Raw genomic sequence first — 20,093 nt, forward strand, 5'->3', positions numbered from 1 at the left:
GACGACAGACATGGCTGGATATACCGGACAGTGGAATTGAAGAGGTGAGCAATGGCAGCCCAACCGAAAGAACGATCGGCAAAGACTGCGGCGAGGCGAAAGACTCGCGGCGAGGAAGAGTTGCGAATGCATGCCATGGCCGGCACCCGGCAGGTGCTGGCAGACTTGATGGAGTGGCATCAGATCGATGAGCAGGGAGAGGCAATGACGCTAGCCCTTCATCACCTCCATGCGCTTGGGCCGAAAGGTTCTGCACCCTTCTTCGATCCACCGCGACACGAATACGAGATACCCGAAAACGTGTCGCGGAAGTTGGAGATGGCTTATCGGCGCGAAGAACTGCGGATTTGCCAATAACCTTCCAAGCCATCAATCATTGTTCGCGCATCATTGCTGACTTCAATCGTGGCTTGTTCGCGATCAGCCCAAATTTTGTCGATGTACTCTCGAGGTGGAAGCCCTTCTATTTCTAGCTTTGAGGTAAAACCGTTCGGATAGCTATCAAAGTAAATTTTGAATACGCGCCCTTTGTAAGCATCCCTGAAGATTGAATGAGGCATTGAACTTCCTCCTTATCCGGCCCCATGCCGGTCCATCAATCAATAGCCCACTTCAACGAATCACGCCAGCCGGCGAGCCCAGCGCCCCGAGCCTCACCTATCGCTCTGAAGGCTCTGTAAGTCGGTCAATCGCCTTCCTGTAGGTCGCAAGATCAATGATCTGCCGCAAGCAAATGACGACCTCCAGCTTTTGCTTGTCGTCGGGAATCCCTAATCGCTTAAGCATCATTTGAGCGTCTTCCTCGATTGCCGCGAGTGCATCGATATCGCTTTGCAATCTCATGTCGGTCTCCCGTCAGGCTGAATTCGACATAGATACATAAACCACAAACTCACTTCACGCCAGCCGGCGAGGTTCCTTAATGCCTACAGCAATCGATTTGTTCGCCGGTCTCGGCGGATGGTCTAGAGGCGCCCGCAATGCTGGTGTCGACGTTATCTGGGCCGCCAACCACTGGCCGGTCGCGGTGGAGTGGCATAGCGCCAACCACCCGGACGCCATTCACATCTGCCAGGATTTGCACCAGGCGAACTGGTCGACGGTTCCGGCCCACGACATCATGCTGGCCTCGCCTTGTTGCCAGGGGCATTCGAAGGCACGAGGCAAAAAGTCCGGGAACGCTCAGCACGACGCATCGCGGTCCACAGCCTGGGCGGTTGTGTCGGCTGCCGAATTTCTACGGCCGGAAGTGGTGCTGGTCGAGAACGTCGAAGAGTTCACGGACTGGGCTTTGTACCCCGCTTGGTCGCAGGCAATGGCAGCGCTCGGTTACATGCTCGCGCCACATGTCGTTGATTGCGCCGATCTCGGCGTGCCGCAGCACCGCGTGCGCCTGTTCCTTGTCTGCACCCGAAGCAAAGCACCACTGAACCTTCAGCTTCACCAGCGCCGGCATGTTCCAGCTTCATCCTTCATTGATTTCGACGCTGGGAAGTGGAGCAAGGTCGTGAAACCCGGCCGAGCTGAATCGACGCTGCTTCGCGTGAAGAATGGTCGAGATCGCTTCGGTGATCGATTCATCATGCCCTACTACGGATCAGGCTCTGGCCTGACTGGCCGCAGCCTGGATAGGCCAATCGGAACGATCACCACGCTTGACCGATGGGCCTTGGTGCGCGGCGATGAGATGCGAATGCTTTCGGCGAACGAGGCGCTTGCTGCCATGTCGTTTCCAGCCGATACGAAGCGTCCGGACAATCACCGGCTGACGATGTACATGGCCGGCAATGCGGTACCGCCGCTGGCAGGCCAACGAATCATTGAGGCGCTGCTGGCCGCGGCATAATTCATCGTTGATGAAGGATAACGAATTTGTAGTAGGTGTCGCCGTAACCCCACACCAGGGTACCGAGTACCGTAAAGAGAAATGCGAACCAAAACACCCATTCAAACCGCTGCTCTAACTCCGCTAACACCTCCAGTTTCAGAGCATCACCAAAGTAACCAGGTTTGTGGAGCGTTTGAGTCCCCATGTCTTTCAACAACGCTGCCAAAAGCGCGAATACCGTCATTAAGGCACCGCTGCGCTGGAACCAGACCTCCGGGGTTTCAAAAGATGGCTTGAAATCTAGTGGTGAAGTAAGAACAGCGATGACTCCGATAAAAAGTAAGGCATAGCAGGCATAAAGATATTTACTTGCCATACGCCTGTATTGCGATTTAAGCGCTTCATTTTGTGGATTTTTTTCAACGTTCATTCCAGTCCTCCTGACTAAAAAGACGTAAATATAGCGTCGAGGTATCCCCATGCCTAGAGAAAAAAAACAAGCCGGCACTTTCATTGTGCTGAGCCCCAAGCACACTCACCGCCGCCATAAAGCGATCACCCTGTGGCGGCCTGACGACAAGGGTTATTGCTGGAAGCTGGCCAGCGCCGGTATCTACGAAGAAGCTCGCGTGCTCGAGCATCTCGGCTACTACAACAGCGGCTGCTCAAACGTTGCGGTGCCTTTCGATCTGGTGGAACGGCTTTCTCGCGAGGTCGAGTACGACACCAGGGAATTCGGTCTGTGCCTGCCGAACGATGCCAGCACCTGGGCGCAGCTCCTGGCGTGCGTTATTCGACCTACTGATTACGAGCCGAAGCCTGAATATCGAGGCTCTCGCTACTCAGAAAACAGCATGTGGATGAAGCGCAAGCGGTGCGAGCAGGTCAACCAAGCCATTCGAATCATCGCCGACCACGGCCGCCGCTTCTTCTTCAACCAGACAGCAAACCGTTATGCCAGCATGGAGGTCGATCAGCGCGGCAAGGTCTGGTTCATCGACGACTACAGCGGCAAGCGTGTCTTCACCCATGAAACGGTCTGGGGTGGTCGGTGGCGTGGTTTCACCCATGGCGGCACGTTGAAGGATGTGGTCAAAGCATTCCGGGACTACATATGCACTGGTGAGCCGATGCACCCTGGCTATCTCGGGCCTGAGCGGTTCAACGACAGCAACATCTGGGGTTACGACGAAGAGGGTATGAAGGCTGTGCGAGAGCAAGCCGGCGCCCTTCCCGTATTTCGGCAGCCAATCACGGAGATGGCATGAAAAGCGTTTGCCCCAGCGAGCCTATAACTGCCCCAAGGACTCGCCTCGCCAGTCATCTCGGGGGGGAGGTGTAACGCAACTGGCGAGGCGAGCAGCTAAACCTTAGTTCACCCTCACCACTCGCCTGACACCCCTCATCTGATTTCACAATCCAACTACAAGCCTGCCGGTGAACGGCGGGGAGGAATTCTGCATGCCGATTTATCGGGTCACCTATGAAATCGAGCTGGTGATCGAGGCTGAAAACCTCATCGACGCCACCGAGAAAACAAACGACGCATGGAGCGAAGCCAAATACGAAATCCCGGCTGAGCACTCCGAAGTCACGGAAATCAAGGCGATCACCGAGCTGCCTCATGGCTGGGACGGGAAGTGCCTGCCCTATCTGGGTGACGGAAAGCTTCGCCTCGAAGAACTCCTTCCTGAATAACCACCTTCTGCCGCCACACGCGGCATGGAGCACCCAATGAAACGAGAGCTGATCAAGATCAGTGAGTTCCAGCGCCGGCGCTGGGGCGAAAATGGAACACCGCAGTGCCCTCAAGCGATCCGCAACCACATCCGCAATGGTGTGGTGCCCGGCGAGCAGATAGGGAAACTCTGGTACGTTGACTGGACCGCATTCAATCGCTCATCCGGTAACGACCTGGTGGCGATGGTATTGAAAGGAGCTGCATGATGGCACCACGGCCGCGCAATACTGCGAACAAAAGCCTTCCGCAGAATCTGTACTTCGATGCGCGGCGCTCGACCTATCGCTACCGCCGGCCAACCGACGGCAAGTGGTTTCAGTTCGGGACCGACCGCATCAAAGCAATCGACGCCGCGAAACAGTTGAACCTGGAGTTCATGCGCGGCGCCGACCTGGTTGGTGCTGTGATGAACACAGCTTCGGATTCATTTGCCGGTTTTCTCGACACTTACGAGCGCGACGTTCTACCTCCGCGCGAGCTGGCCAAGGGAACGCTCAGCCTGTACGCGGTGCACTTCCGGCGCTTCCGCAAGCAGTTCGATGGCAAGGCTGTCGACCAGATATCGATCCGCATGGTTGCAGAGATGTTGGATGCACTTACTCCGCGCACCGCAAACCAGTGCCGCGCACTTCTGACTGACATCTTCAACCACGCGGCGGCCAAGGGCCTGTGCCCAGACAACCCCGCCGCGAGCACGATCAATCGAATCGAGAAGAAACTGCGCAAGCGCCACACCATCGAGGGACTGAAAGCCATCCGGGAGAAGTCTCCAGCTTGGCTACAGAACGCAATCGACTTGGCCCTGATCACCGCTCAGCGCCGGACAGACATCCTGGACATGCGGTTCGATGGTGTTCGGGAAGGTCACCTCTACGTGGTTCAGAAGAAAACCGCCAAAGCCAGTGACGCGGCATGGATTCGCTTTCGAGTGACGCCCGAGTTGCAGGCAGTCATCAGCCGGTGCCGTGACGATGTCGTCTCGCCGTACCTGGTGCACCGTAAACCGGAGCGCCTGAAACAGAAGCAGGCGCAGACCAAGGACCACTGGACGAAGGTTGAAGAGAGGTATTTGACTCGATCATTCAAGGACGCCCGGGAGGCGGCGGAATGCTACAAGGGATGGAAGGAAGAGGAGATGCCGGGCTTTCATGAAGTGCGGGCGCTGTCGCTCCACTTGTACAAAAAAGCCGGAAAAGATGGGCAGAAAATTGCCGGGCATGCGAGCGAGGGCATGACCAAAAACTACCAGCGGGACCACGAGGAAATCGTCTGGTCCGAGGCGATTCCAGACCTGAACATCAGCGAAATCAACGGGTAGTTTTGCGCCAGTTTTGCGCGGGTTTTGCGCAGACACAAAAAAGCCGATCTATCTGATCGGCTTAAGTGTCTGATTTTACTCAGTAAATATGGTCGGGACGGAGTGATTCGAACACTCTACCCCTAGCACCCCATAAAGGTGATTACCAATCCAAAGCAATCCTTACAAATCTAACGAAAACCTCACAACCCTTTACTTTACTAGCCTCTAGCTATTTTACAGTCCGATCACATCCGATAGAATTCCGTCAAAGCCAATCTCAATTGGCAACGAATTGGCAACGGGAAAAGCGGGCAGACAATGGCGAAGATCACCGACAGGCAGATGACGGCCAAGCCGGGCAACAATGATAAATGGCTGAGCGAGGTTGCCATCTGGGGACATGGCAGTTTGGTAGCACGCATCACGCCCAGCGGTGAGCGACTGTTCTACTTTCGCTACTCAAACAGCAGCGGTGACCGCGTCACCTACCCCATTGGTACCTACAGCCGCGATGGGCTGGAAGGCACCATGACGCTCGCCGAGGCAGGTCAGCGAGCCAAAGAACTCGCTGGTCTGCATAAAGCTGGTATTCGCGATATCCGGGAGCATTTGACGGCCGAGGAAGCTTCCCGCATTGCAGCACGCGATGCCGAACTTGCCCGCCTGGCCTCAGAAAAACTCGCTATAGAAGCAGAACAAGCTCGTCAGGCTGCGAGAAAAAGCGTCACCGAGCTATTCGAGCATTGGGCCAAGGTTGACCTAATCAACCGCAAGGATAGGGGGGCAGAGGTACGTCGCATGTTTGAGAAAGACGTCCTACCGCTATTAGGAGGTTTGGCTGTAGCAGACATTAAAAAAGGCCACATCACAGCAGTGACCGACACCATGCTAGCTCGTGGAGTCAATCGTGCGGCAAAAATTGCCTTTTCGCTGATGCGCCAAATGTTCCGCTTTGCGGTGGATCGAGACTTGATTGAATACGACCCTACCGCCAGCATCCGCAAGGCCAAGATCGGCGGCAAGGATGTTGAGCGCGACCGAGTGTTGAGTGATGAAGAAATCCGCACCTTAGCTAAGTTAGCCCCCGCAGCCGGATTGCTTCCTTCCACCGAGGCCGCTATCTGGATTGCTCTTTCCACCTGCTGCCGTATTGGTGAGTTGCTTGGCGCACGTTGGGAGCATCTAAACTTGATCAAGGGTTCTTGGCTGATTCCTGCCGAGAACAGCAAGAACGGCAAACCCCATAGCGTTACTCTGTCACCGTTCGCCGTCAGGCAGTTCGAGTACGTTCGAGCGTATAACGGCAACTCTGCCTGGTGCTATCCCAACACCGACGACAGCGGCCCAGTCTGCTCCAAGACAGCGACCAAGCAGTTAGGGGATAGGCAGCGCCAACCTGATCAAGGCACCATGAGTCGCCGCAGCGCCAAATCGCAGGCACTATTGCTACCCGGTGGAAAATGGACACCACACGACTTAAGACGCACGGGCGCCACAGTCATGACAGCATTGGGCGTGCTTCCTGAAGTGGCTGAACGCTGTCTCAACCACACAGAGGAAAACAAAGTAAAACGTACTTATCAGCGTCACAGCTATGCTGACGAAATGGCTGCAGCATGGCAATTACTCGGCGAACGCTTAGAAACACTAACTAGCATTGACTCCTGCAAAACCACTGCAGCAGTACGCTGCCTGATTAAGCCAGAAACAAAATGGCCGATTGGGTGACCCCATCTGTACACTGAGGAAGTAGACACCTAACAAGACGCAGCATGAATAATTTAAAGAGCCGACCTTAAGAATGAGAAGTATTGACGATAACGATCGTAAAATTCACTCCGCCATGGAGGTAGCCTTTCAGTTAGGCATCACACCCAAAACCATTGTTGATATTGCATCAAAACTCAAATCATTTTTTTTAATTAAAACTCCTGAAAATACTGAAATTTATCTTAGATGCCGCGAAAGAAAGCGCCTAGCTAGACTGCGGGGCGAATTAGCATTAATTTTCGATTTTGGCCGCGCCGAGCGCACTTTCCTAGTCACTTCGAATATAGATTTTTTGTGCTTGGAGCCATCCGATTACGAATCACTCATTCCAATGGGGCATATTCAACAAAAAGAATTCAACTCTATTGCAACAATAGAAAATGGCTTTGAGATAAAAATTCTCAACTCAGCCACTTATACAGATCGCCACCCAAAAACAGCAGCCGCAGTCAATGGAACATTTGACTCCTTTCATAAAGAAAAATCAATTCCACTATTACCACCCAGCAAACCGACACAAGAAAAGACAATCACCTTTACATTCAATGACTTATTCATCACCACCAAAGATCTCAAGGCAATTAGGGAAGATCTGAGCAATAAGCGACCGGCCTACGGAAAGTTTAAGACCGAGGAATGGACATCAACAATGCTGGCACAACTTAACGAAGCGTCCACCTACTTCTTCTCAGGTGAGTCGAACAACATTGATAAAACACAACTGTGCAATGAAATAATAAACTGGTTTGCCCGGCAGTGGGTAGATGGAGGGAAAGACCTCTTAGAACAAGCTGCGAATGCGATATTGCCCGACAACCTTTACACGCACTCGCCACCAAAGGAAAAGGTCAGCGAATCATTAAGGAGTGAATACAATAGCTACGCGTCCACAGCCTTAATACTAATCAACGAAAAAGCCAAAGAATTCTGGCAGGAGATGCAAACAGGCAGACACAAAACATTCCCCAAGAGGAAAACCATTACAGATAATTTAATCGAAAAGTCGAAATTCTCAGTAAAACTTTCTGTTGCGACAGCAACAATAGTTCGCCCTGACAAGTACAAATAAAAGCCTCACTCCTTTGAGAAAGGATTTGAAATTTAAAGAATGACTACCTCAAGACGAGCATTCAATATAAACGAATGCTCTCCCCCTACTTAACTACTCCCCTCGGCCGTCCCCGCTTAGCACCTTCAAGTTTTGGCATATTCCCTCTAAAGAACGACCTTCCACACTCCGAAGCAAACCTCAACCAATAATCAGTCTTCACCAGGTACGCCGCAACCATAGTTTTCAAATTTGAAATAAGTTCCGTATCAAATCGGCTGATCACCCCTATCCCTGGGAACCGATATGATTCTTTTTTATTATTGCAATTGAAATATCGCCCCTTGCCTTTCGTTATATCCTTCGACCAATACTCCCCAATCAACTTGGCTAAAACCACATCTTGACGATATTGCGCGCCATTATAAAAAGCCAACAGATGAAAGTGAAACCCCTTAAGATGCCCATACTCCAACTTACAAGCAAACCCCAGAATTCCCTCTATTGGTATACCTTTGTGCAAATCTCGCTGCAGCACGGACCAGTCGCCCTTCACCTGGCCCAGGTACTTCAGCAAATCATTACGATCCCTAAAAAAACCAGTCTCATATGAAAGATCCAGACGTATAACAACCATCCTAGAATGCTTTGCAAACAAAGCCTCAATATACTGCTCAAGGCTTCTAGTGCGTTTATTTTTAGCGCGAACAAACTTTTTTATGATTTTTTTGAATTTACTCCCGGCAGTTTCCTTCCTCATCTCATCGACCACACCGTTCAAGGCTGCCACCACCGCAGGAACCTCAGAAGGTAGAATCGTGACTGTAGATGAAATCAAAAACAGACTACTGCCTAGTCTTTCAGCACACTCAAAAAATAGCGCCACATAAGGGTTCAGGTCATACAGAGGAAAATAACAAGAAAACTCACTTGCTCCGTTCTTTAACGCTACCAACAACTGTTTACCCAAGGGTGTTGCCTGAAATGCAAGACCTCCGCGTTTATTTACAACAACGGAATACAGTTGCTCTCCACTACTCAGAACCTGCATCACCACTGGCTCAATCTGCTTCAATTGTTCGAGCAACCCCTCCTCCGCCGTCAATACTTCGTACTCAAGTTCTCCAAATGAATCTAGAGAGTAATCGTCCAAGTCGTCCAAATACATCACCCCAACCTCAACCGCTATCCACTGAAATAAAATTCACACCGTTACAACCCAACACCTCCGAGCGATCAACCAACACAAACAAGCTAAGAAGGCCCTGACAATAGTTAGCACTATCAAGCCTAAAACGACCACTACCTTCACAACCACTTCTATAGATTCTTATAATAAATCCAACAACCCTTAAATACTTATACCTCCAATCAATTGTAATTTCTCTATAATTCTATAATTAAATAACACTCCATAATTAACCAACCTAAAAATCAAACAATAACACCAGAAAGTACCACAAAACCAAACCAAACAACCAGCAACACCACAAATAAGTTAGTAGCCAAACTGACAAACTAAACTGTATGGAACGGTTTCATTTGCGGCATCGGTTGATGATGTTGGAGCCATGGCATCACATCCACACAAGCAGAGCGCCCCATATGCCCCAATGAAACCTTCCCGTTATTGCAAAGAACCTCCAAAGCACAATCTAAGCGATTCTTTACTCGTAGTTTATTCGGACAACGTTGGCGAATTTTGTTTTTAAGAATATAACGATCATTAGGATTCCGAAAGCGGTTCAACCAATCATCCAATTCAAATGCATCAAGGCACTCTTGTGCAGGAGGCACGAATAGCTTGAGAAACTCATCCGAATATGAAAAACAAAAATCAATAGCGATATTTAGCGTACTCAACGCGATATCTCCGTCAAACTTTTCGAAGCAATGAAACAAGGCAGCCACTCTGGCGATGTTATCAGCCAGCTTTGACGCGTGATCACCCGCGTGTTCAAACCGCCCGCCTGGCTGAATTTCTATCTCAATGGCATTAGCAATCCAATGCCAGCGAGTAGCGGCTTCGGAGGTAAACTTCATTACCTGTTTTTTTTGTCCGGACTCTTTCAGCAAAGCTGTGTTCTGCTGAAGCAGTTCGGTCAGACGTTTGACAAAATGATCACAATGCTCCCACGACTGCGTTCCATTGAGGGGCGAACGATACCCCTGTGTCGACAGCGGATGACAGACCAAGAACCGCGCCCACAACCCCGAGCCACGGGACTTTTCACCACGACGCGTCATGTAGTCTCTGACCGCACTCTCTTGCGCCATGATCGAGACCGTCAGGCGAGCTCCGATCAGTTCAAAGCTTTTGACGGTCTTACGGTCGACGGTGATGGAGTCGCCACTCCAGATGGCATTCATCTTTGACAGATCGTTAAATGCCCGCCCGCCTAATACCCCACCACCTTCACTGGATGTCAGCCCTGCCGTTGGCAGATTTTGGTTCAACCCTAGAAATAGGGCTTCAGACGTTGAGTCCTCATACAGGAGCTTGAATTCTTTAGGCTTGATCGGCTGACTCTTCTGGTGTGCCAATAACTGCTGTATTTCGTCTTGGGTAGGAGGCTCCTGGCCAGCCTTTTTGGTTATGCCTTTCAAAATCGCCTTGCGGCCCCCCTCCCAAATAGTGTTGTGGACCTGCCACTCCTGTTCTTGGCTCTGGTAAATCAGGGCTTGCTGTTGTTGGAAGTCGCGAACCGGGCCCAGAAAGATATTTTCCACAGTCGATTTACGCTCCCCCGAATTCGCGATAGCCAGCAACATCAATGATGTTGGTACTACCTGACCAGTGGGTTTACAGACATCAATCAGCCCCTGCAACACGACAGCCATCGCTGTCAGCGCTCCCGTAAAAATGAGCGGTTGAGGGGCCTTAATATTGTTCTGAGCCTCATTGACCGCCGCTTGCAGTAGGGGCAACGGCATGTAAAGCGGAAACGGCAGTCCCCGCAGCGGCAGTTGCTGATATTGAGCGGGCTCTACAAATGAATGGTCGGAGTTGTTATAGGAATTCATCAGGCTACCCTATACTACTGACACATTATGCTTACCCACCTTGCAGCCAACTTTCACAAACAAGTTAGGGCTATTTGGGCGAGACGAATTCACGCAATGTTCAAGCCATGCGTTTACTTCCGCATCAACCCAACGCACCGCCCCATTACCAAGAGAAACTTGCTTGGGAAAGCTTGGATCGTGCTGTGTCGATTTTGAATCAAGTTTTCCGTAAATGGTGGAACGGGACAGCCCTGTACGCTCAATCACCTGCTTCAAGCGAAGCATAACCAGGACTGGGGAAACTTGAATGGACATTATGTAACTCCTTAGGATTGACTGGCGCTCATCCTAGGAAACAAGCCGAAAAAACCAAACTGCGTTAGCGTAACGTTGACTAACGTTAGGGCTCCAGACTGCAGGCCGAAACCCAGTCCACACCCTGTTACGCCGGGCCCTTTGGCAGTACCTAGTGAATGATGGGCGAAGCATGACGAGGGGGCGCAACGCCACCCTGCTGCCAGGACCAAGAGCGAAGCTCAGAGCGAAAACTGTGACGGATGATCGTCAAGCAGCTGCTATTTCTGCTACACGTAGCAGAAATAGCAGTAAATTCTTACCGTGCCAGCCCTGAACTTACGAAGCGGAACCAACTAAAGCCCAAAAAAACATCATTATCGAATAACCAATAGCTTCATAAACTTTCAAATCATATTCAAAAAAAAATCAAACCTATATCACTCCTGTGAACGCCCCACCGTATGACTGCGGTAGGGGATTTGGCGTGCCGGCATTTTGCTCGACCCGCTCACTCACTGGAGAGAATATGCGTATGTCTACCCCTTGCCCTCGCTGCAAATCTGAACGAGTCATCACGAAAAATATCGGTAAGCAAACAGGTGGTTTGATTGGTGCCGCCGGCGGTGCGGCCAGTGGCGCGGCCGGAGCCCTGTCAGGAGCGGAAGCCGGCGCGGCGCTGGGCATAATCGGCGGCCCCGTCGGTGTCGCGGTGGGCAGTATTGCCGGCGCCCTTCTCGGCGGGTTGTTTGGCGGCGTCGCCGGTGGTCTCGCCGGCGCAACGATTGGCGAACAGATTGATGACAAGATTCTGGACAACTACCAATGCGTGGAGTGCGGTCATTGCTTCAGCGTCAGGCGTTAAGTCTTTGTGAACCGGCGGCGTTTTTCGTAGAAACGCCGCCCTTTATCAATTTTTTGTCAGGAATCATTCCCATGGCTCATCTCGTTGAACAAATGGCTTACGTCGGCCCGACTCCCTGGCATGGTCTGGGCAGTCGCCTTACCCCCAAACAACCGCTCGAAGTCTGGCAGCGCGAAGCCGGTATGGACTGGCAGATCCAGGACAGTCCAGTGCATTTCAAATCCGAGAGCATCGGCTCTCTGGGTTCGATTCACTCCTTTCCGGAACAGAAGGTGCTATATCGTTCGGACAGCAAGGCCCCACTGTCGGTGGTATCCAACCGCTACCAGATCGTGCAACCCCGCGAGGTGTTGGAGTTCTACCGGGATTTGACTGAGGTCTCGGGCTACGAGCTGGAAACCGCTGGAGTACTCAAAGGTGGTCGCAAGTTCTGGGCTCTGGCCAGGACTGGGCAGACAACCGCGCTAAAGGGTAATGATCAGGTGAACGGTTATCTGCTGCTGGCCACCTCCTGCGACGGCACCCTGGCGACTACCGCCACCCCCACCACGGTTCGCGTGGTCTGCAACAACACGCTGACCATTGCCCTGGATGGCACCACCCGCGCGATCAAGGCGCCGCACAACACCCGCTTCGATCCGCAGGCCGTGAAGAAACAACTGGGCATCGCTGTCTCGCAATGGGACGAGTTTATGTACCGCATGCGCGCACTGGCGGAGCGCAAGGTGCAGTGGCATGAGGCGATGGGCTTCTTCATGAATGTGCTGTGTGACGTAGCACCCCATAGCAAACTGCCGGAAGTGCTGCCGAATGAGCGAGCCCTGCGCAAGGTGCAAGGGCTGTACGAAGGCCAAGGCCGTGGTGCCACGCTGGAGTCGTCTCGCGGAACGGCGTGGGGCTTGCTCAACGCGGTGACGGAGTATGTCGATCACGAGCGACGCGCCAGGAGTACTGAGTACCGCATGGACTCGGCCTGGTTTGGCCAAGGTGCTGTGATCAAGCAACGCGCCCTGCAGGCTGCACTGCAACTCGCCGCCTAGCCCCACTCACTTACTCAACTATTAAAGCGCCTGGTCAGCTTCTGCTGGCCAGGCGTTTTTTGTCGCATAGGAAAACATCATGGGCACGCAAACTCTGCAACAACCCAGTCGCAAACCCCGCCCGGCGCTGCGCCTGGTAGGCACCAAACAACTGCCGCTCGAGGCCTGGCTGGCAGTGCGTAAACAAGGCATCGGCAGTTCGGATGCCGCCGCGGCTGTAGGTCTTAACCCCTACAAATCCCCGTTGGAGCTGTGGCTGGAGAAAACCGGCCGTGATACCTCACTGCCCAAGCTCGATCCGCAGGATGAAGAGAGTCCAGCCTACTGGGGCAATGTACTGGAGCCCATCGTCGCCTGGCATTACAGCAAGCGCAGCGGCAACCGGGTACGACGTATCAATGCCGTGCTGCAGCATTCAGATCCTAAACTGCCATGGATGCTGGCCAACATCGATCGAGAGGTCATCGGCGCCGACGCCGTACAGATCCTTGAATGCAAGACTGCCGGCATAAACGGGGCACGCCTCTGGAAGGAGGGTGTGCCCGAGTATGTGCAATTGCAAGTCATGCACCAGCTCGCCGTGACCGGCAAGCAGGCTGCAGATGTGGCGGTGCTGCTCGGTGGCCAGCACCTGGAGATCCATCGCATCGAACGCGACGAGTCGATGATTGCTCGGCTGATCGACCTGGAGCGGCTGTTCTGGGATTACGTGGTCAGTGATACCCCACCACCGGCCGATGGTACGGAGTCAGCGGAAGCCGCACTACGCTGCCTCTACCCCGAGGACAACGGTCAGACGCTGGATTTCAGCCAGCACACGGAGCTGGCCATCACCTACCTGGAGCTCAAGGCTGTTCGCCAGAGCATTGCTCAGCAAGAGACGCGCGAGGCGCAGCTCAAGCAAGTCCTGCAGCAGGCCATGGGCGCAGCCACTCGTGTCGAATTTACCGAGGGCTATATCAGCTGGAAGAAGTCCAAGGACAGCACCGTGCTCGATGTCGAACAGATGCTCAAGGATAAACCCTACCTGCAGGCCCGCTACCCCAAGATCAAAACAGGCAGTCGTCGCTTTTTGATCAGCTGAGCCATTCCTCGTCACCCAAGCCGCCTGGACCGCTCACGTCCTGGTGGCTTTTTTATTTCCAGATCAAGGATAACCGCCATGCTCAAAGGTTTAGCGATCACCCCTCCTGTACTCGGGCGTATTTCCATCGGCAAGGTCGTCGAGAAAAACGGCAAACGTCTGCCGGAGAAAGACGATCAATTCACCATCACCTCGCAGGTACAAAGCCGCGACGGCTGGCTGCTGCACCCGATCAATGAGGAACTGCGTAATGGCCAGGATGGCAAACTGCGCAGCATTCCGATCCGTTTGCTGTTCAACGAGCCGGACCTCAACTTTCGGGCTGACTACAGTCTGTTCGACCGTAACACCGGCCGGCCGGTGTGCGTCGGCAATGGTGAGACCTGCAAGCGTTTGACCAAGGACGGCATCCAGTCGTTGCCCTGCCCTTCACCGGATGGCTGCTCACTGGCCCAAGGCAATGCCTGCAAGCCTTACGGCCGGCTGAACGTGGTGATTGGTGACGATGATCCGCTAGGCAGTTTTGTCTTCCGCACCACCGGGTTCAACAGCATCCGCACCCTGGCGGCACGCCTGCAGTATTTCCAGGCCATCTCCGGCAACCGCCTGGCCTGCCTGCCACTGGAGCTACGTCTGCGTGGAAAGTCCACTCGGCAGAGCCACGGTACACCGATTTTCTACGTGGACATCACGGTGCGCACTGGGTTGCGCCTGGAAGATGCCTTGCTGGAGGCCAAGCAACGGGAGGAAACCCGTCAAGCCGCGGGCTTTGACCAGAGCGCCTTGGACTACGCCGCCCGGCAGGGCTTTAACAACGGGGCCTTTGAAGACAGTGAGGAGGACAACGGCGCCATCGTCGAGGAGTTCTTCCCCGCAGCTGAAGATCAGTCCAACCCTATAGAGCCCCAAGCCCAACCGGCAGCGCCTGCCAAACCTTCACTTGCCCAAAAGTTGGAGTCGCAAGCCACGAGGCATAACAGCAGGCCCTCGGCTCAGTAACGCCCTTCTCAAACTCCCCAGCGTTCTCCCTCATTCGTACAGGACTACCCGCATGAAATATCACAAGCTCATAGCCGGTGAAACCACCGGTACCTACTTCATGGAATCACCGGTTACCGAGGCCGACATCCTGCAGATGGCGCAACAACTGGCGATGAGTCGTCTGTCTAAAGGCCAGGCATTGACTGAGCCCAAGCAGGTCTTCAGCCACCTGCAAACACTGCTGCAGTACCACGAGCATGAAGTCTTTGCGTTATTGCTGCTTGATACCAAGCACCGGGTGATTGGTTTCCGAGAGCTGTTCAGAGGCACGCTGGATGGTGCCAGCGTGTACCCGCGGGAGGTGGTCAAAATCGCCCTGGATCACAACGCCGCGGCAGTGATTCTGGTTCACAACGATCCCTCCGGCGACCCAGAGCCCAGCCAAGCCGATCGCATACTGACCACCACCCTCAAGAACGCCCTCAACATGATCGGCACCCGAATATTGGATCATGTAGTGGTGGGCCATGAAGGTTGCGTGTCGTTGGCCGAACAAGGTTACCTGTAACGCCTAGGCTCACATCGTCGAATAGACTGCCCTTGGTTGATGCTAGGGCGGTCATCGGCACAATCCCCATCACTTATTTTTTTAGCCATCGATCAGCAGCCTATACGTGGCTATTTCAGCCTGAGTGCCTGCGTCCACGCCGGCGCCTACCACTTTGAGGAAAATTTACGAACTGGGCATCCTGCGAGTCAGCAACGATAATCCCTACCCGGAGTCGCTGTTTAGAGCACTGAAATGTTGTCGCTGACGCCGAATTGACCCATATGCTGACGCAAGACAGCCCCTCCTCCAAATCGGCACAAATCCAGCAAAGGCGATGGATCGCGAGGAATCAGACTGGGTCAGATAGATCTCGGTAACTGGGTCAGTTCGGCGTCGGCGCCAACACTGGCCGACTTTTTCAACAGAATCGGTCGTTTTCTGCCTCTCGCGACGGGCAGCAACCGGGCAAGTAGCAGTCGTTTACTTCATCAAATTACTACGCGCGATGGATATACAGCGTGCTGCTGGGGGGGGATGAATTGACTAGTGTTCTATGTTCAGGTGCGCAGGAAAGGACAATGGAAGTAGATTAATATCGGTCGATTACTACTTGTCCTCTCGAATCAACGGCCCCTCCCTGGCGTGGTCTTTTTACTCAATCACTCTTGCATACACCGATTGATCTACATTCCCGCCGGATAGAATCACCCCAACCCTTCTTCCCAGCATCGTTTCACGTTCCTGCATCAGCGCTGCCAAGGCCGCCGCACCGGCCCCTTCCGCGAGGTTGTGGGTGTCGGTGTAATACACACGCATGGCCTCGGCAATCTGCTCCTCGCTGACGGATATGATGCGTGCGGCAGCCGTCCCGTAGATGGCAAAGGCGTCGGGAATCGGTTTACGCACGGCCAAGCCGTCAGCGAAGGTATTCGCCGTAGCGGTTTCAAGGATTTCTCCCGCTTCAAACGACAACTTGGCTGCCGCTGCCTCACTGGACACCACGCCCACCACTTGGGTTTTCAGACCCAACGCATCGCGGGCGGCGATCACCCCACAAATCCCGGATCCACAGCCAATCGGTACGTAGACGGTATCCAGATTCGGCGCGGCCTTGAACAGTTCCAGCGCATAAGTGGCCACGCCTTTGACCAACTCGGCATGGAACGGCGGAACCAAATAGAGGCCATGCACTTGCGCCAGGCGCGCGGCCTCTTCACGGGCTTCATCAAAATCGCGCCCACGCTCGACCACTTCGCCGCCTAAGCCGCGCATGGCATTGTTCTTTTCTACCGAATTACCTTCCGGCACTACAATCATCGCTCTCAAACCCAGCGCGCCCGCTGCCAGCGCCAGGCTCTGACCGTGGTTGCCGCGGGTAGCGGCGACAATACCCTTGGCGTCCGGGTGCGCGCGTTTGAGCCAGTGCATGAAGGTAATGCCCCCACGCACTTTAAAAGCACCGGTAGGTGTATGGTTTTCGTGTTTGACCCACACAGTGCAACCCAACCGCTCGGCCAGCAGAGGCCAGGCGTACTGGGGAGTCGCAGGCATTACCTGATAAACATGGCAAGCCGCTTGTTCGATATCGTCGCGGGTCAGTCTGTACATGAGTTGTCTCCCGTGGATTTTGCCCAGTCTAGGCACGGGCGCCTCACGCCGGCTTTCAGAAAACTGACCTGACTTTTGCGTGCCCTCTTTATTACTATGGTGTTCATGAGCCATCGAAACCGCCTCCTGCCCCCGCTCCTTCCTGAACCGGTCCGTCGTGCCGAGGCCGGACCATGGTTGATCGAGTTGCTACCCGGCGCTGCTTACGCGGCCCGATATGTAGCAACCCAGGCTACGATCGGCTTTGCTTTCGATAGCCAGCGAGGCCTGCACGCCATCGGCAGCGACCGAGTGTATCCCTTCGACGCCACGCCCAATGGTTTGGCATTCGTCCCCGCAGGTTGTGACGTGTTGTCCGAATCCCCCAAGGGCGGTGAATACCTGCGGGTCATGCGCACCGACGGTGTTGCATTGGCAGGAGACCGTGCATTCAACAATCGCATTGATCCACAGGCCATTACCCTGGCGCTGCGCATGCGCGCCGCGCTGTTACAAGCCTCTGTGGAGGACGATTGGGAGGTCTGGGCACTCGCATTGGCTGAACAGGCGCAGGACAACGAAACATGGTCGGCGCCCCCTCAAGGTTCGATAACCGGTAGCCGGATGCGTCTACTCGACGAGTTCATCGATGCAGGCCTCGACGGCCAGTTGGGAATACAGGCGATGGCGGGGTTACTGGGATTATCCGAAGGCTATTTCATTCGAGCCTTCAAGAACGCAACGGGCAAAAGTCCGCACAGTTACCTGATCGACCGACGCCTTGCCAAGGCCCGTGCACTGATGCGCGACTCGACAGCCAGACTGGCGGAGATCGCCCACACCTGCGGCTTTAACTCCCAGGCGCATATGGCGACCACGTTCAGGCAACGCCTTGGAGTAAGTCCGGCACAGCTGCGTAGATAGTTGAGGTTCTGTTGGAGCGGGTATTTGATCTGTTTTTAGTGCTTAGTAGACTTTCGGACTGGCTGAGTTGCAGGTTGTACAGCGGGTTGGATTTGCGCAATCTGCGGAGCTGGAGCTGGAGCTATTGCTCGCGGCGGAGCTGCATCCGCCAAGGCCTCTTGGGCAAGGATGATCTTCAACTCTCCCATCTGGGTGAGACGCATTGTGCGGCCCACGCCCGCAGGGTCAACGGGCATATTCCGAAGGTATGACCACTGTCACCAGCAAGCCGACCACAGTCAGCAGTACTATGTCTCGTGCTGGTGGACAGGTCGACGTATCAAACACCTCCAGCGAACCCAGTATTTCGGGGGATTGATATCTACCATTTGCTGTTCAGACTCAGTCCCCCGTCAGCCTATTTTTTCAGCTTCTCATTGTTTTCCTCAGATGCTCAGCAATGACGCAGAGCATTATCCAGATCAGCGATCAGGTCTTCCTCGTGCTCGAGGCCAATCGAGATCCGGATCAACCCCTCGGACACCCCTGCTTTACTGCGCAGAGCCTGCGGCACACCCGATTGTGTGGTCGAAGCTGGATGACAAACCAGGGACTCAGTGCCTCCGAGACTGACAGCCGACTTGAAAAGATGCAGGGCGTTGATAAAGCGGAAGGCCCGTTCGCGACCGCCGTCCAGTACGAACGAGAAGGTTGAGCCAGGGCCCGTGCATTGCCGGCGGTAGACCTCCTGATAGCTGCCATCCTCAATAAGCTCTGGATGCAGAACGACGACTTTCTGGTGGGGGTTGCTGGCCAACCAGCGAGCGATCACGGTGCCGGTTCTTGCGGCCTCTTTCATGCGCAGGACGAGCGTTTCCATCGAGCGGGAGATCATCCATGAGGAATGTGGATCGAGTTGCGAACCGAACGAGCTGCGAACGCTGCGTATTTTGCTGATCAGCTCTTTGGTGCCCGTGATGCCTCCGGCAACAAGGTCACTGTGTCCACCCACATACTTGGTCAGCGAATATACGCATAGGTCAACACCGTGTTTAATTGGCTTCTGGAAGATAGGCCCGAGCAGGGTGTTATCGCAGACAATGATTGGCCGGTAGCTATGGCGCGTTTCGAAAGCGTCTATTTCCTTGCGCAACCCTTCCAGGTCGATCAGTGAGTTGGTCGGGTTAGCCGGAGTCTCGATATAGCAAATTCTTACTGGCCCCTTGCAGGCAGCAGTTTCCAGTGCATTTGCAATGGATTGCATGGACAGGCCGTCGTCAAAACCATGAGAACCGATGCCCCAAACCGAGAGAATCTTGCTAATCAGAGTCTCAGTACCACCGTACAGCGGCGCCGATTGTATCAGTTGATCCCCTGGGCGCAGGAACGCAAACAAAACAGCACTGATGGCGGACATTCCACTGGATGTAATTGCGGCGGCTTCTGAGCCATCCAGCAGCGCGAGGCGATCTTCGACGATTTCGAGGTTGGGATGATTGAAACGGCTGTAGACCAGGCCGGCTGATGAGTCCTGCGGAATCGGTTTACGACCTGACACGACATCGAAGAATTCTGCACCTTCCTCGGCCGAGCGAAATGCAAAGGTGGAGGTCAGGAAAACCGGTGGTTTGACTGCGCCTTCCGAGAGGAACGGATCGTAACCATAAGACATCATCAGTGTCTCAGGGTGCAACGCATGGCTTCCGATAGTTTTTTTGTGATAGTTGGAATAAGACATAAGCCACCCCTTTCTGCGTTTGCTATCAAGACTCATCGCTCATAAACGTACCAACCTCGCCGGCATCGTTTCTGAGCCTGTTTGTAATGGAAAGAGTGTATTCAGAAAGGGGAGTATGAATTTTTCAATTTTTGTCAGGTTTTTCGTGAAATGGGAAATATCATTCTCCAAAACGGTCGATTTCGTTAAATCCCTATATGCGAAAGCGTATTTGGTTGGAGTGGCGATCTGAAGGTACTTAGAATTCCTCTGGGCGATGGCCGTCCAACAATAGAACGTTGTTTTGGAAGGTGTATCGCTTTCGGTAATCGACCCGTTCCCTGAGCGGTAGCAGCAGAATGGGGGGCAGGGCACGGGC

General features: G+C 53.7%; 22 protein-coding genes. 14 read left to right on the plus strand and 8 right to left on the minus strand.

All coding sequences use genetic code 11. The features are described from left to right. Positions 1 to 51 precede the first annotated feature (51 nt). A complete protein-coding gene (locus AC3ISI_RS18075) occupies positions 52 to 357 on the plus strand; it encodes a hypothetical protein (RefSeq protein WP_489333168.1) in 306 nt (101 codons plus the stop codon). Here the strand turns inward: AC3ISI_RS18075 and AC3ISI_RS18080 are convergent. Continuing rightward, a complete protein-coding gene (locus tag AC3ISI_RS18080; protein ID WP_489333169.1) occupies positions 324 to 560 on the minus strand; it encodes a hypothetical protein in 237 nt (78 codons plus the stop codon). The genes AC3ISI_RS18075 and AC3ISI_RS18080 overlap by 34 nt on opposite strands. A 97-nt stretch (positions 561 to 657) precedes the next feature. Continuing rightward, the gene (locus AC3ISI_RS18085) at positions 658 to 843 is read right to left on the minus strand and encodes a hypothetical protein (protein WP_489333170.1); all 186 of its coding nucleotides are present in this window, start codon (positions 841 to 843) and stop codon (positions 658 to 660) included. A 79-nt stretch (positions 844 to 922) separates the two neighbouring features. Between AC3ISI_RS18085 and AC3ISI_RS18090 the strand changes: the two genes are divergently transcribed. Then, complete coding sequence (locus tag AC3ISI_RS18090; protein ID WP_489333171.1) at positions 923 to 1,846, plus strand: DNA cytosine methyltransferase; 924 nt, start codon at positions 923 to 925, stop codon at positions 1,844 to 1,846. A 1-nt stretch (position 1,847) separates the two neighbouring features. Here AC3ISI_RS18090 and AC3ISI_RS18095 read toward each other — a convergent pair whose 3' ends face one another. Continuing rightward, the gene (locus AC3ISI_RS18095) at positions 1,848 to 2,258 is read right to left on the minus strand and encodes a hypothetical protein (protein WP_489333172.1); all 411 of its coding nucleotides are present in this window, start codon (positions 2,256 to 2,258) and stop codon (positions 1,848 to 1,850) included. A gap of 49 nt (positions 2,259 to 2,307) precedes the next feature. Between AC3ISI_RS18095 and AC3ISI_RS18100 the strand changes: the two genes are divergently transcribed. The 6 genes from AC3ISI_RS18100 to AC3ISI_RS18125 all read left to right on the plus strand — a co-directional run bounded on the left by AC3ISI_RS18100 (position 2,308) and on the right by AC3ISI_RS18125 (position 7,708). Beyond that, positions 2,308 to 3,096 carry a hypothetical protein gene (locus AC3ISI_RS18100; RefSeq protein ID WP_489333173.1) on the plus strand — a complete coding sequence of 263 codons (789 nt, stop codon included), beginning with the start codon at positions 2,308 to 2,310 and terminating at the stop codon, positions 3,094 to 3,096. Positions 3,097 to 3,289: 193 nt separating this feature from the next. Next, positions 3,290 to 3,526, plus strand: a complete 237-nt coding sequence (locus AC3ISI_RS18105) for a hypothetical protein (protein WP_489333174.1) — start codon at positions 3,290 to 3,292, stop codon at positions 3,524 to 3,526. 36 nt (positions 3,527 to 3,562) lie between these two features. Beyond that, positions 3,563 to 3,775: a hypothetical protein gene (locus AC3ISI_RS18110; RefSeq protein ID WP_489333175.1), complete on the plus strand. Its 213-nt coding sequence runs from the start codon at positions 3,563 to 3,565 to the stop codon at positions 3,773 to 3,775. Then, a complete protein-coding gene (locus tag AC3ISI_RS18115; RefSeq protein ID WP_489337748.1) occupies positions 3,775 to 4,887 on the plus strand; it encodes a phage integrase Arm DNA-binding domain-containing protein in 1,113 nt (370 codons plus the stop codon). The genes AC3ISI_RS18110 and AC3ISI_RS18115 overlap by 1 nt, the downstream gene beginning before the upstream one ends. A gap of 300 nt (positions 4,888 to 5,187) precedes the next feature. Then, positions 5,188 to 6,597 carry a tyrosine-type recombinase/integrase gene (locus tag AC3ISI_RS18120; RefSeq protein WP_489333176.1) on the plus strand — a complete coding sequence of 470 codons (1,410 nt, stop codon included), beginning with the start codon at positions 5,188 to 5,190 and terminating at the stop codon, positions 6,595 to 6,597. A gap of 73 nt (positions 6,598 to 6,670) precedes the next feature. Then, positions 6,671 to 7,708 carry a hypothetical protein gene (locus AC3ISI_RS18125; RefSeq protein WP_489333177.1) on the plus strand — a complete coding sequence of 346 codons (1,038 nt, stop codon included), beginning with the start codon at positions 6,671 to 6,673 and terminating at the stop codon, positions 7,706 to 7,708. A gap of 85 nt (positions 7,709 to 7,793) precedes the next feature. Here the strand turns inward: AC3ISI_RS18125 and AC3ISI_RS18130 are convergent, their stop codons facing one another. The 3 genes from AC3ISI_RS18130 to AC3ISI_RS18140 form a co-directional block, all read right to left on the minus strand. Next, on the minus strand, positions 7,794 to 8,855 hold the full coding sequence (locus AC3ISI_RS18130; RefSeq protein WP_489333178.1) for a YagK/YfjJ domain-containing protein: 1,062 nt from the start codon (positions 8,853 to 8,855) through the stop codon (positions 7,794 to 7,796). A 350-nt stretch (positions 8,856 to 9,205) separates the two neighbouring features. Then, positions 9,206 to 10,711, minus strand: coding sequence for a YfjI family protein (locus tag AC3ISI_RS18135; RefSeq protein ID WP_489333179.1), 1,506 nt, complete (start codon positions 10,709 to 10,711; stop codon positions 9,206 to 9,208). Between the two features lie 9 nt (positions 10,712 to 10,720). After that, on the minus strand, positions 10,721 to 11,008 hold the full coding sequence (locus tag AC3ISI_RS18140) for a helix-turn-helix transcriptional regulator (RefSeq protein ID WP_489333180.1): 288 nt from the start codon (positions 11,006 to 11,008) through the stop codon (positions 10,721 to 10,723). A gap of 514 nt (positions 11,009 to 11,522) precedes the next feature. Between AC3ISI_RS18140 and AC3ISI_RS18145 the strand changes: the two genes are divergently transcribed. From AC3ISI_RS18145 to radC, 5 genes are all read left to right on the plus strand, one after another. After that, the gene (locus AC3ISI_RS18145; protein WP_489337749.1) at positions 11,523 to 11,852 is read left to right on the plus strand and encodes a hypothetical protein; all 330 of its coding nucleotides are present in this window, start codon (positions 11,523 to 11,525) and stop codon (positions 11,850 to 11,852) included. 71 nt (positions 11,853 to 11,923) lie between these two features. Continuing rightward, on the plus strand, positions 11,924 to 12,892 hold the full coding sequence (locus tag AC3ISI_RS18150; protein ID WP_489333181.1) for a DUF932 domain-containing protein: 969 nt from the start codon (positions 11,924 to 11,926) through the stop codon (positions 12,890 to 12,892). A gap of 79 nt (positions 12,893 to 12,971) precedes the next feature. Continuing rightward, positions 12,972 to 13,976 carry a YqaJ viral recombinase family nuclease gene (locus AC3ISI_RS18155; protein WP_489333182.1) on the plus strand — a complete coding sequence of 335 codons (1,005 nt, stop codon included), beginning with the start codon at positions 12,972 to 12,974 and terminating at the stop codon, positions 13,974 to 13,976. A gap of 78 nt (positions 13,977 to 14,054) precedes the next feature. Next, positions 14,055 to 14,975, plus strand: coding sequence for a recombination directionality factor (locus AC3ISI_RS18160; RefSeq protein ID WP_489333183.1), 921 nt, complete (start codon positions 14,055 to 14,057; stop codon positions 14,973 to 14,975). A 52-nt stretch (positions 14,976 to 15,027) separates the two neighbouring features. After that, on the plus strand, positions 15,028 to 15,525 hold the full coding sequence (radC, locus tag AC3ISI_RS18165; protein WP_489333184.1) for a RadC family protein: 498 nt from the start codon (positions 15,028 to 15,030) through the stop codon (positions 15,523 to 15,525). A 633-nt stretch (positions 15,526 to 16,158) separates the two neighbouring features. On the opposite strand, the gene AC3ISI_RS18170 is transcribed toward radC, so the two are convergent. Next, on the minus strand, positions 16,159 to 17,115 hold the full coding sequence (locus tag AC3ISI_RS18170; RefSeq protein ID WP_109787615.1) for a threonine dehydratase: 957 nt from the start codon (positions 17,113 to 17,115) through the stop codon (positions 16,159 to 16,161). Between the two features lie 96 nt (positions 17,116 to 17,211). Between AC3ISI_RS18170 and AC3ISI_RS18175 the strand changes: the two genes are divergently transcribed. After that, complete coding sequence (locus AC3ISI_RS18175) at positions 17,212 to 18,018, plus strand: helix-turn-helix transcriptional regulator (RefSeq protein WP_109787614.1); 807 nt, start codon at positions 17,212 to 17,214, stop codon at positions 18,016 to 18,018. A 433-nt stretch (positions 18,019 to 18,451) separates the two neighbouring features. Here AC3ISI_RS18175 and AC3ISI_RS18180 read toward each other — a convergent pair whose 3' ends face one another. Next, complete coding sequence (locus tag AC3ISI_RS18180) at positions 18,452 to 19,735, minus strand: cystathionine gamma-synthase family protein (RefSeq protein ID WP_489333185.1); 1,284 nt, start codon at positions 19,733 to 19,735, stop codon at positions 18,452 to 18,454. Positions 19,736 to 20,093 lie beyond the last annotated feature (358 nt).

It is taken from the genome of Pseudomonas sp. GL_139_B (assembly GCF_057834475.1).